At 33.6% G+C, this 12,098-nt stretch carries 13 protein-coding genes and 1 pseudogene; all 14 read right to left on the reverse strand.

Features of this window, described 5'->3' with window-relative positions:
• Positions 1–73: 73 nt before the first annotated feature.
• On the reverse strand, positions 74–976 hold the full coding sequence (locus ACO6FI_RS03355) for a hypothetical protein (protein WP_485456105.1): 903 nt from the start codon (positions 974–976) through the stop codon (positions 74–76).
• On the reverse strand, positions 964–1,356 hold the full coding sequence (locus tag ACO6FI_RS03360) for a hypothetical protein (protein WP_485456106.1): 393 nt from the start codon (positions 1,354–1,356) through the stop codon (positions 964–966). The genes ACO6FI_RS03355 and ACO6FI_RS03360 overlap by 13 nt, the downstream gene beginning before the upstream one ends.
• A gap of 59 nt (positions 1,357–1,415) precedes the next feature.
• Complete coding sequence (locus ACO6FI_RS03365) at positions 1,416–2,813, reverse strand: hypothetical protein (protein WP_485456107.1); 1,398 nt, start codon at positions 2,811–2,813, stop codon at positions 1,416–1,418.
• 24 nt (positions 2,814–2,837) lie between these two features.
• Positions 2,838–3,296 carry a hypothetical protein gene (locus ACO6FI_RS03370; RefSeq protein ID WP_485456108.1) on the reverse strand — a complete coding sequence of 153 codons (459 nt, stop codon included), beginning with the start codon at positions 3,294–3,296 and terminating at the stop codon, positions 2,838–2,840.
• Between the two features lie 97 nt (positions 3,297–3,393).
• On the reverse strand, positions 3,394–3,966 hold the full coding sequence (locus ACO6FI_RS03375) for a DUF5104 domain-containing protein (RefSeq protein WP_485456109.1): 573 nt from the start codon (positions 3,964–3,966) through the stop codon (positions 3,394–3,396).
• A gap of 182 nt (positions 3,967–4,148) precedes the next feature.
• Positions 4,149–4,730: a DUF5104 domain-containing protein gene (locus tag ACO6FI_RS03380; protein WP_485456110.1), complete on the reverse strand. Its 582-nt coding sequence runs from the start codon at positions 4,728–4,730 to the stop codon at positions 4,149–4,151.
• On the reverse strand, positions 4,727–5,032 hold the full coding sequence (locus ACO6FI_RS03385) for a hypothetical protein (RefSeq protein WP_485456111.1): 306 nt from the start codon (positions 5,030–5,032) through the stop codon (positions 4,727–4,729). The genes ACO6FI_RS03380 and ACO6FI_RS03385 overlap by 4 nt, the downstream gene beginning before the upstream one ends.
• A 17-nt stretch (positions 5,033–5,049) precedes the next feature.
• A complete protein-coding gene (locus ACO6FI_RS03390) occupies positions 5,050–5,622 on the reverse strand; it encodes a DUF5104 domain-containing protein (RefSeq protein WP_314609246.1) in 573 nt (190 codons plus the stop codon).
• Positions 5,622–8,015 (reverse strand): annotated as a pseudogene (locus ACO6FI_RS03395) (RHS repeat-associated core domain-containing protein); the annotation flags it as partial. The pseudogene ACO6FI_RS03395 and the gene ACO6FI_RS03390, both read right to left, overlap by 1 nt.
• A 66-nt stretch (positions 8,016–8,081) precedes the next feature.
• Positions 8,082–8,225 carry a hypothetical protein gene (locus ACO6FI_RS03400; protein ID WP_485456112.1) on the reverse strand — a complete coding sequence of 48 codons (144 nt, stop codon included), beginning with the start codon at positions 8,223–8,225 and terminating at the stop codon, positions 8,082–8,084.
• A gap of 50 nt (positions 8,226–8,275) precedes the next feature.
• Positions 8,276–8,740 carry a hypothetical protein gene (locus ACO6FI_RS03405; RefSeq protein WP_298055719.1) on the reverse strand — a complete coding sequence of 155 codons (465 nt, stop codon included), beginning with the start codon at positions 8,738–8,740 and terminating at the stop codon, positions 8,276–8,278.
• On the reverse strand, positions 8,737–10,398 hold the full coding sequence (locus ACO6FI_RS03410; protein ID WP_485456113.1) for a hypothetical protein: 1,662 nt from the start codon (positions 10,396–10,398) through the stop codon (positions 8,737–8,739). The genes ACO6FI_RS03405 and ACO6FI_RS03410 overlap by 4 nt, the downstream gene beginning before the upstream one ends.
• Positions 10,399–10,626: 228 nt before the next feature.
• Positions 10,627–10,899 (reverse strand): hypothetical protein, encoded by a 273-nt coding sequence (locus ACO6FI_RS03415; protein ID WP_485456114.1) that lies wholly within the window; start codon positions 10,897–10,899, stop codon positions 10,627–10,629.
• Positions 10,900–10,920: 21 nt separating this feature from the next.
• The coding region (locus ACO6FI_RS03420; protein WP_485456115.1) for an AAA family ATPase at positions 10,921–12,098 on the reverse strand (1,178 nt) is incomplete at its 5' end.

Raw genomic sequence — 12,098 nt, forward strand, 5'->3', positions numbered from 1 at the left:
TTCTAACTGCTATGTGTCCTCCATTTACAATACTTCATCAACTCTATCATTTTATTTTTATCAGTATTATACCTTAATACCACCTAACTTCAAAAAGTTCATATACCATACTGTTTATTTCATCTATCCTCTCACCAAAATCTTCTTCACTTATAGGGTTATCAGAATTATAACCCACTTTATCCCTTTCCTCCTCATATTCGCCTCCCGGCAGAAAATACTCATTAAACCTGTCAATATATCTTTTAGTGTCCATATCATCAATGTTATAAATTTTATACATAGGATAAAATCCATAGTTAAAGCCTTCCGGTGTGTGTATATCAATATCATATACAATCACATTGGTACCCCACAGTTCAAATTCTCTCGATAACATATTTAAGTCAAACAACTTATCCACAACTTTGCCGACCACAGATGGTGCTACATATTTCATAACATCAAATTTTTCTACATGTCCTATCACCGGATGCTTTATACGCATATTTAAATTCTTATATCTGCCATATATACTTATATTCCCAAAATTTATAAATGACTTATATTTTTTATAACTTAATACGATATCATAATCTTCTTTGACAGCTTTCACAATATACTTATTTTTACTATTACCTATAGTCGGTCTTATTCCCAACAGATTGCCGTCAAAATATGAAAGACTTGAGAATGTCTGTAATAACTGTATCATATTACTGTAATGTCTTCTATCCACAAGATTATCAACACTGTCACCAACCACATTAAGCTTGCCGGCACGATCGGTTGTATACTTGCTTAAAGTTTCAAATGCTTCAATGATTCTTTCAAGCTTCCCGTTCTTTTTATAGAGCTTATTTCCTATATCAATATATCTTTTATATCCAAGGAATCCATAGTCTCTGTCATAGCAGTGTTCAAGAACATTATTGAGCAGTTCCGTATCGTTACCAAGGCTTTCTATTAGGCAACCGTCCACTATCAGGTACTCCACATAGTCTTTTTATCATCTCCAACATCTTTAGACATGATATCCTCTACGACAGCCTTTGCTCCCCCTTCATCATATATACCCTTAAGTTCCTTCAGTCTCGTATCACACTCACTGTCATCCTTTGCATAATAACTTGCCACCGCCCAGATATCTTTTACGTCACAATCTGTCGGCATATCCACCAAATACTTAAGCTTATCTATACTGTGATATCCGGTCTCGTTCTTATTATATCTCTCGCCTTTCCATATGATTTGGTTTACATTTGTATTTTTGCTTGAAGTACACATATCATAGAATCCGGTCAGCACATTGACTACACATACAATCAGTATAAACCTCAACAACCAATATATACGCTTTTTATACTCTAATTTCATCCATGTCTCTCCTAACCGTAAAAACCTGTCTATATATTATTGCTCTCGATCAATCCCTTTTAATCTTTCTTATGCAACGGTTCTCTTCCGGTAAAATCATTTACAATACTACCTATACCGATATTATATCCTATATACAAAAATCTATTAACTTTTTCTTCCATACTGCAAAATTCATCTATCTTCTCACCGAAATTTTCCAATGTTACCGGGTTATTTTTATCGTAGCCTATATCATTTGCAAATTCTTCCAAATAACCGCCTTTTGAAAAATTTGTATTAAAATTTTTTATGGCTTCTACTGTATCTATATAGTGACTGTCAGGAGATGCAACTATATTATATGTATCAAAGTAACTATACACAGGAAGTACAGGATAAAATCCGTAGCTTAACCCCTCAAGCGTATGTATATCAGAATCATATACAATCAAATAGGTACCACAAAGTCTAAAAATTGAAGATACAACTTTTAGGCTGACCAGCTTATCACCTAACATATAAGTTTCAGGACTTTTTAATGATAAATAATTCGCAATATCAAAATCATCCAGATCTCTAATTGATACATTCTTTATTATCATATTCAGATTCTTATATCTTCCGTATATACTGATATGTCCAAGATCTATAAATGATCTGTATTTTTTGTAGGATAATACAATATCATAATTTTCTTTTATAGATGCCCTGACAATATATTTCTTATTGTCCATCCCGGGATATGATTTTGCCGCTAAAAGATTATCGTCAAAATATGATAAACTTGAGAATGTCTGGAATAATTGTATCATACGATGATAGTATGTCGTTTCAATTGCACTTTCATGCCCATCTTCTGATTTTGGCATCACAATTGCACGATCAATTGTATACTTGCTTAAAGTTTCAAATGATTCAATGATTCTTTCAAGCTTCCCGTTCTTTTTATAGAGCTTATTTCCGATATCTATATATCTTTTATATCCAAGGAATCCATAGCCTCTGTCATAGCAGTGTTCAAGGACATTATTAAGCAGTTCCGCGTCGTTATCAAGGCTTTCTATTAGGCAACCGTCCACTATCAGGTACTCCATCATAGTCTTTTTATCATCTCCTACATCTTTAGACATGATATCCTCTACGACAGCCTTTTCTCCCCCTTCATCATATATACCTTTAAGTTCCTTCAGTCTTGTATCACACTCACTGTCATCCTTTGCATAATAACTTGCCACCGCCCAAATATCTTTTACATCACAATCTGTCGGTATATCCACCAAATATTTAATCTCATCTATACTGTGATATCCGGTCTCGTCCTTATTATATCTCTTGCCTTTCCATATGATTTGGTTTACATTTGCATTTTTGCTTGAAGTACAAAACTCATAGAATCCTGTCAGCACATTGACTACACATACAATCAGTATAAACCTAAGCAACCAATATATCCGCTTTTTATACTCTAATTTCATCTATGTCTCTCCTTACTGTAAAAACTAGTCTATATATACTATTGCTCCCGGACATTCATTCTTCACACTCTTATCTGCGTTCAGATGATATAACTGCACTCTTCTCAGCTTATTAAAATCCCTTACTTTATTCAGATTATCAAGGACATGTTCCTCATCATACATACCGATATCTTCCTCATTATCACCCATATATGTCAAGATAATTGTCTCAACATTCTTAAAGTATTCAAGATCACTCACATCCTTAACATGGTAGTCCTTAAAATTGATGGATAAGAAGTTCATCTTCTTTAAATTCTTTTTCCAAATGATACCCTTGATAGGCTTCTCTCTTTTATTTGCCAGAGACATACGATTTTTCCCCATAGTATCTCTTACCGCTCTGAGAAACTCCTCATCCTTAAAAAAAGCTATTCTGCTCACTACAATCATGCATATTATTGTAAATATTCCCAAGTAAAATGATAATGTATAATTCATTTCCACATTTCCTTTCTGTTAAACTTCATACAGTTTTACCATATTGTTTGTGTATTAAAAGGACTCTATACTTTCCCTTATTGAAAGATTATAATCGTTAGTACCCAAATGCATAGATATCATATCCATCATTTTCTTTATCCACTTCATTCTTATTAAACTCCCCCTCACCAATTGCAAATATGGATATCCCTACATTGTTCTCATTAAAATCATCTACAGTAACTATTTCCATTCCAATGCTTAAATCAAATTTTTTATATTCATTCTCTTTCGGCTTTGCAAATTCTATAGTAGTATTAGCATATATAACTTTTTGCCTCTTTCCTCTGTCAGAGCTTGATTGATAATTGTTATCCTCATTAAGCTTATATCTTATTATCGAACCCGGCCAAATCTCATTCTCTCTAATAATATAGTCTATCTTTTCATCAAAATGATCTATCTTACTCCTCGCATGCTCCGGAAACAGGCTTGCTAACAGCTCCCTATCATTAGTATTTAAAGCCTGTACTATCTTTTCGATATATTCATTCGCTACTTTTGCATCACCATATATATAATCATCTATTTTACCGGAGTCATGTATATATTGTACAGTTTCAACTACTGACGTACATCCTGTAAGTAAACTTAATATTAAAATCCCCATTAGCATTTTAATTTTCATCAGGTTTTATTTCCTCCTTTCCACATTTTTCTCCTCTTTATCAAAGTCAACCATTCATACCATTATTAAGCTATTAAACTATACTTCAATGTTTTATTTAATTTATACATTTGATACTACTTAACATATTGTTTGTATAGCAACAGAACTCCTATGCTTTTTTCATAGGAGTTCCAAAAAATCTACCTACTGCTCTCTGTAGTCATAACATCATCCGGATCTACATAATCAGCCCAAAAAGGATTGTCCACCCAAAGATAATATCCTCTGTTGCTGTCATCCATGGTAATCTGCCAAATCTCAGGCGAATACATCATAGAGCTTATACCTACCTCATCAGGGTCCTCATCATCCTTAGCTACAACTTGAAGGTACATAAAATCTATATTGCCACCATCTGTCTTTACAACATAATAAGTCTCAATCCTTTTTATACCCTTTTCTTTATCCTCTGTAACTACAGGATAGTTCCTGTCATACTTTACACTCTTTGACTTTCCCTTATACCTCTTAAGCAATAATGCAATTTTAAAGTCCATATCTTCTATGTTATCTCTTGCATTCTTTGAGAACAGTGCCTTCAGTGCATCAGCATTTTGAGCATCCATTGCAGCAATAACCTTATCTTTATATTCTTTTTCCTCAGGAGGCTGCTTATCATTTTTTGTAATCTCACTCTTTGCACCGTCCACTGTATTTTTAACACTTGAGCAGGCTGATATTAAAAGCGCTGATGCAATAATAAGAAATATTATTTTCTTCATACTTTTATATGCTCCTTGCTTTGTATCTGATTCGAAAGATTGATATCATTATGATTAATAGCTTCCTTCGCAACCGCAATCTTATTTCCAAGATTATCCAACTCATTGTATCCTGAATCTAACAATATTTTCAAATACCAGCATATGTATTTAAAGCTATCTCCACTTCTTCCAATCCAGTAGTCATCAACATCTGTTATAATATTCACAAGATCCTCTCTAATAGACTGCATTCTTTTCTTAAATATACCATAATTATCAGCTTCCTTTGTCATTTCATTAATATTTGACCTAATCTCCATCAAATTCCCTCCTATAATCATTGTCCAAATGCATAGATATCATATCCATCTTTTTCTTTATCTACATTTTCCTTATTAAAACCTTCATAACCCATTGCAAGTATAGAAATCCCAACATTATTTTCGTGAAAATCATCTACAGGTACTATTACCATAGCAATCTTTAAGCTTGGTCTATGTACCTCTCCCTCCTTAGGATCTGCGAACTCTATGGTCGTATTAGCATATACCTCTCTATAGATTTTACCCCTGTCAGCTCTTGATTGATAATTGTTATCTTCATTAAGCTTATACCTTATTATAGAAGACGGCCATGTTTCATTTTCCCTGATAATTCTGTCTATCTTTTCATCAAAATGGTCTATATTACTCCTCGCATGCTCAGGAAAGAGGCTTGCTAACAGCTCCCTATCATTAGTATTAAATGCTTCAACTATCTTTTCTATATACTTATTTACCACTTTTGCATCACCATATATATAATTATCTATTTTACCGGAATCATGTATATATTTTACAGTTTCAACTACTGACGTACATCCTGTAAGCAGGCATGCTATTAAAAATAATATAATAATTTTAATTTTCATCAGTTTCTATTACCACCTTCCCATTTCATTACGGCACTGCGATGCACCAAATCAAGGCACCAGTTATCATTTATCTTATCTACATTAGTATCATTGAATTCTGCTGTATGTACGAATTCCTTCCACATAACCCTTTCCTCACCAAAGTCAACCATACCTACCATTACTAAATCTTCAGCCTTTACATCTTGGAATCTTTTATCCGGATTAAACCCTGTTATCCACCACTGATATAAATCGTTAGCATCCCAATCTATTACTTGAGTACCATCTTTTAATCTTATATCCAAATTCATTTTAAGTTTACTCTGAGTATAACAATCTACATGCCAGTCTTTACCTTTGTATATGCCTATTTCACCTCCGGCTCCAAAGTTAAAATAATCTCCTTTCCACATCCAAAGTGTAAACTCATCATCTCCATCTCCAAATTTAAACTTTCCTCTATTCATAGATGTAAGGGAATCAAATGCAAAATCATAAAAATTGTTATATCCCCAATGCGACTGCCAACAAAGACTCATTGTATGAATAACTCCTTTATCATCCTTATAGAAGTCAAAGCCATTAAGTGCTATATCTGCAATACTGCTTCTCGTCATTTCATTTAATTTATCACTGAGCCCACTATCTTCAGCAAATTTTCGAATATTCTTCATAACATTGTTCGCACCTTTTGATATGGCATCTTTTTCAATGTCTGTAACCTTCTCTTCCCAATAGTTATAACCTGCATTTGCAATATTATCTACAGCTTTATCCCATTTAATATATCTTAAACTATCCGTAACTATTTTATTTAAAGCATACATTCCAGGCGAGATGGTAAAAAATGAGAAGTCCAGCATACCCCAAAACCAAGACTTACATCTAAGTGCATTTGCTTCCGGTGATTCTCCTGTACTGTCCACAAATATCAGTGGTGAATTATAGCAGTAAGTATACTCGTTCTGAGTAAATCCATATCTTAGATCTCCCTTGATTTTATCCTTTCCAAGGAATCTTCCCAGATTTTCATCGTACATTCTTGTAGCTGAAAGATAGTTTCCGCTTATATCATCTACCATGAGACCGGCAAATCCGAAGTTCTTTGGTTTGCTTCCGAGCACTTCTCCAAACTCTGAGTACTCAAAAAGCTCCTCCCCTTCAAGTATTACACTTCCAAGCTCGTCACATATGATATTGGCGCTGTCATCATCCTCCACCTCTGATATCAGTTGAATATCCCATACAAAACTTCTCTCATTTCCATCACTGTTTTGCCACAATATATTATCAGTCTTTTTTCTGATATCAATTACATAGCTTGTAGTATGTGACTCATTTCCGTCAGTCTCTGTCTTACCTATTCTGTGACCAAGTCCGTCATATTCATATGTAACACTGTTTTTACCGGATATGACACTTATAAGTTGTCCCAATCCGTTGTATTTGTACTCTGCTTCAAGCTTACCACCGGAAAAATTCTTGATAATATTTCCTCTCTTATCATACTCATACCTTTTTTGAATCAAACTGTTATTCTTAGATATAAGCTCTTCTGCGAGTTTTCCTCCCTTATATATGTATTTTGTGGTAATCACTTCATCTTTGAAATATTCTACTTTAGCAGTTCTGTTTCCGAAGATATCATAGCTGTATTCCCTTAGCATTTTACCGTTCAATACAACTTTTGTGATTCTTCCTACCTCATCATAAGAATAACTGTAATCCTTTACACTTCCGTTCTTATTGATACTCATGCCTATCTTATTTCCCACCAAATCATATGCATAAGTATATTCCATATTGATTTTTTCATCACTGATATGCGTTATTTTTGTCGGACTTCCGATATCATTGTACTCATAGCATATTTTGCTTCCATCGCTATACTCTCTTGATTCAAGTCTGCCCAAACTGTTATAAGTCAACCTTATTTGTTCGTTTCCTGAAACTGTTTCTATAAGCCTACCTTTTTTATCATAGTTATAGCCTACCTTCTTACCGTCAGGATATACTATCGCCACAGTTCTTCCGAACTTATCATATTCGTAAGTAATACTGTGTCCGTCTGTAGTTAAAGCCTTTTTCACCAAACCTTTCTTATCTCTTTCAAAGCTCATAGTTCCAAAGCTTCCTGATACGGCTTTCAAAAATCTGTTGCCGTCGTACTCATAGTTTACATAATTTCCGTCAGAACATTTCATCAAAGTTAAAAGTCCGGCTTCGTTGTACTTCAGCTCTGTTTTAAAACCGTCTTCATCAATATTTTTCACTACTTGTCCAATACTGTTATAATCCAAAGTTTTATAAGTGTTGTCGGCATTTTCTATCTTGAATATTCTGCCCATATTGTTTCTATGATAGCTTCTTGTCAGGCAGTCATTTTCATTATCTTTTTTGTACTGTCTTTAATCGAGGTTATATTTCCTTCATTTTAAATGGAAGTTTCACACTGTCGAAAAATCGTTGAGAAATTATTCTTCGATTTTCTTTTTTAAGCTTATTAATTTATCTTCCATTTCCTGCATTTCTCTATCACTTTGTTTTTTAAATTCTATAAATTCCTCCTCCATAAGTTCAGTTTCATTACAATATCTGACAAACACCACTACTATCATCTGTATCTCAATAAATAACAAATACAGATGATAATAAATATAAAAGACATTTACTCAATAACTACATCTACATTAGGAAACATTGCCTTAATATCTTTATTTACTTTTACATGATACAATGATATCATACTTAAATTCTTAAAGTTTTTAGCAACATATATATTATTAAGTAAATTTTCCTCTTCATATATACTTGTGTCACCCTCATAAGCACTCCTATAAATAAGCCAAATTGAATCTACATCTTTGAAATACCTTATATCACTTATATTTTTAACATGATATTCTCTAAGATCTAATGACACCATTATTATGTTTTCTAAGTCTTTCTTCCAGATAATTCCTAATATCGGCTTGTTTCTTTTCGTCGTAAATGACATATATGGTGCTTCAAGTGTATCCCTAACTGCTCTTTCAAATTCCTTATCATGAAAAAAGGCTATCTGATTCACAATGTATACAGCTACAATAACAAAAATTAATAATAAAATGCCTTTTCTTTTATTTCCAGTCATTTCATTCTCCTAACAACATTTTCAATATCAAATGTAACCATTCCATTCTTTGACATTTCAGTTTCTAATTTTTCCAGCATATAATCTATTTCGCTTGCTCTCTTAACTATATTTTCTTCTGTAATAGGATTACTTTCATCATATTTCATTTCCTTTGCATACTTTTCAAAATAACCACCTTTAGAAAAGTTTATGTTAAAATTCTCAATACATTCCGAAGTTGGCAAATTTTCCGGATCATCTATCCTGTACCTTGGAAAAATACCACAATTTTGAGTTTTAACATCTTTTTTACCATCTTCTTCTACTACTGATGAAACATAAAATAAATTAAATATCTGCACAACCTTACCTATAGATTGCATATATTCAGCTTTTTTATACAACTTTCTTTTTTCGCCAACTGCTTCAGCTGATATTTCTTTTGCTGCGTTTAATACTGTAACTGCACTACCTACTGTAGGTGCATATGCTCCTAAGGCAAGTGTCATTACACAATTTGATGAACTTTTAACTACGGTCCCCGGAAGTGTATTATCCATTTCCATTCCATAATACACATACTCCATAGAACCTTTCAGCGCCTCTGATTCACCACTACCTCCACTAGCAGGTTGACCTACTATAATCCTCACATCTTTTTGTTGCTCATAAGGAGTAGTACTTGTACCACCTACATCTCCTCCATATTTCAAAAAACTTATTATTAATTGATGGCTTACATCTTGCTTTACTTCTACATTATATCCTTTGCTTTTTGCCGGGTACCTATCACTTTCTCTACTATATAATTTGGTTGCTACAATCTTTGCATCATATGTTGATAACTCTGAAAATGCTTGTGAAAGTTGCATCCAATACCTTCTGTCTTCTATCAACTTTCCAATATCACCTTGTTCATTTTTTACATTAAAATTCATATGTAAACCAAAATTATTTAGTCCACCAAGTATCTTATCCACCTTATCATTCTTCTTATAAATATCATTAACAGTATTGAAATACCCTTGGTGATTACTCATTGTTTTCTCATACTCATAGCAATAGTACACAGCCGTATTTATTAGTTCTACATATTCATCATCTCTACTTTCTACCATAAGCCTTGCTATCATAGTGTATTCTGCCGATTCAATATCCGTATTCAGACGTCCCTCTACAGGTTTTGTAAGGATATTTTGAATTACAGCCTTTGCACCTTTTAACTTATATATCTCTTCAAGTTCTTTTTCCCTTTCTATAAGCTCCTTACTCTTTATACCTCTATAGTATCTGTCTATTTCATCCTTTGCATACTGTATATTTACACTACCTGGTGGTAGCAGCATTTCTCCTGTGGTTTTATCCACATTTATCATCTTTAGGTAGTAATGCAATCTGCTCAAATAGTCCTGCCTTGACTTTACCTCGTCGAATATTCCCGAAGTTTCATCACAAAATTCACATATAATATCCAAAAGTTTTTCACATCTTGCTATCTTCTTCTCATAAAAATTTATAACCGAATTTCTTGGATGTTCCCTATTATATTCTCTATCAAGTCGTCTTTCATACTTTTCCTTTGCTGAGATTATTATATCCTCATCAAGCTTTTCATACCCGGGTAGTCTTTCGGCTGATTCACTATATTTTGTATTTGCATCATACTCTAAATCCAAACACTCTATATACATTCTGAGAACCGGTAACAGCACACTATCCGAGTATTCTCTGGAAGAATCCCAAGCCTTACCTGTCAACACATCTTTAGTGTCATTAAATTTATTTATACTTTCAAAGATAAGTGAAACTTGATGTTTAGTTTTCTCAATACTTCCTCTGATTGACCTTGTCTCTTCCAGTATATTGTTTCTATTTATACGTATACCCATATTCCTTACCTCGCATTATTTTAAAAATCCAAAAAATCCCTTATCTTTTTCTTGCATTGACTCACTTATTCCTTTTATACATTCTGTAAAATTTTCTATATAGGGCTTACATTCCTCTGTAAAGCCGACTGAAAATTCTAAGCACTCCATACAATCTGACTGAACATCTGCATTTGTACAATCAAGCCCTATATCACCTCTCTCGCGCGAAAAACTGTCACTGTTCTTTAAAATATCAAGCCTCATATTGTCTGCTACCGCTGCATTATTAGATATTGTTCCATTCATATATTTCTCCTTCCACAAAGTTTAAATTAAAGGTATTTTTACCTTTTTAATATCTCCACCTTTGAATACAAATCCGGTTCCCGGTACAAACTTATAATTTCTTATTACCGGCATACGGATAAATGACTGCTCATCAGGTATTCCAAGTACTACACCCGAATTGATATCCTTCAACTTCTTTGTAAGATCATCAAAGCCACGAAGTTCATTCGGAGTCACAGCTTCAACTATGGAAATACCGTAGTCTAACAGCTTTGGAATGAGTTTTTCAAAGTCTGTCCTTATGTCTTTACACAGGTTGATAAATCTTTCTATATCGTCTATCACTATGACTACCTGTGTAAGTTCCATACAAAACTCTCTCAAACTCTTATCATTTTTTACTCTTTCATACTCACTTACCCTTCGATTCACCTCATCCTCAAGAAGCTTATAAAATGCACCTGAATCAGCTTCATTATTGAAGTAAAACTTGGCCATATCCTTATACTCTCTGCCAAGTTCACTTCCGACGCTGTCACAAATGTATATCTCGGCTTCTTTTAGCTGTTCCAAAATCAATTTAAGTACATTGGTCTTTCCCGTGCCTTCCTTACCTACTACCATGTGGATATTGCCACATAATTCAAGACTTTGCACTTCTATCTCATCTGTATCAAGTCCTATACCCGGTTTGTCTGCGCTGCCTGACAATATCATATCAACAGTTACAATCTCCGGCATTACCCTTATGCCGTCAGGCTTTTTACCGAGGTTTGCCATGTTAAGCTCTTCTATAAGTGCTTCTATATTTTCAGTATAATTTTCAAGCTCTACCGGAGTGTAACATTGCATTATATTTACCTCATCAAGCTTTATAAGTGCTCTTCCCTTTATCTCAGGTAATTGATATTTGCTTCTTCCGACTATTCCGAGGACATCCGTCTTATCAAACAGATAGCCTGCAATCTTATTTTTGAAATTATTTAGAATCGAATATCTTATTGCTCCCTGTCTGGTAGCGGATACCGCCATATATATTCCGATTCCTGCACCGTCTCTGCTAAGCTTATTTATAAATCCTTCCAAATCTATACTTAGTTCTTTCATTACATCATAATTATCAATAAAGATAATTATTGCCGGCAATTTTTCTTTGGCTTTTTCATTATAATTTAAAAAACTTATTGCATTCATCTTTGCAAAAAGCCTTTTTCTAA

Source organism: Lachnoanaerobaculum sp. (assembly GCF_057250505.1).

What these genes read in the sequence shown, in the direction of transcription:
- ACO6FI_RS03360 (WP_485456106.1), bottom strand. Translation starts at nt 1,356, where the DNA reads ATGAAATTAGAGTATAAAAAGCGTATATATTGGTTGTTGAGGTTTATA.
- ACO6FI_RS03365 (WP_485456107.1), bottom strand. Translation starts at nt 2,813, where the DNA reads ATGAAATTAGAGTATAAAAAGCGGATATATTGGTTGCTTAGGTTTATA.
- ACO6FI_RS03370 (WP_485456108.1), bottom strand. Translation starts at nt 3,296, where the DNA reads ATGAATTATACATTATCATTTTACTTGGGAATATTTACAATAATATGC.
- ACO6FI_RS03375 (WP_485456109.1), bottom strand. Translation starts at nt 3,966, where the DNA reads ATGAAAATTAAAATGCTAATGGGGATTTTAATATTAAGTTTACTTACA.
- ACO6FI_RS03380 (WP_485456110.1), bottom strand. Translation starts at nt 4,730, where the DNA reads ATGAAGAAAATAATATTTCTTATTATTGCATCAGCGCTTTTAATATCA.
- ACO6FI_RS03385 (WP_485456111.1), bottom strand. Translation starts at nt 5,032, where the DNA reads ATGGAGATTAGGTCAAATATTAATGAAATGACAAAGGAAGCTGATAAT.
- ACO6FI_RS03390 (WP_314609246.1), bottom strand. Translation starts at nt 5,622, where the DNA reads ATGAAAATTAAAATTATTATATTATTTTTAATAGCATGCCTGCTTACA.
- ACO6FI_RS03400 (WP_485456112.1), bottom strand. Translation starts at nt 8,225, where the DNA reads ATGATAGTAGTGGTGTTTGTCAGATATTGTAATGAAACTGAACTTATG.
- ACO6FI_RS03405 (WP_298055719.1), bottom strand. Translation starts at nt 8,740, where the DNA reads ATGACTGGAAATAAAAGAAAAGGCATTTTATTATTAATTTTTGTTATT.
- ACO6FI_RS03415 (WP_485456114.1), bottom strand. Translation starts at nt 10,899, where the DNA reads ATGAATGGAACAATATCTAATAATGCAGCGGTAGCAGACAATATGAGG.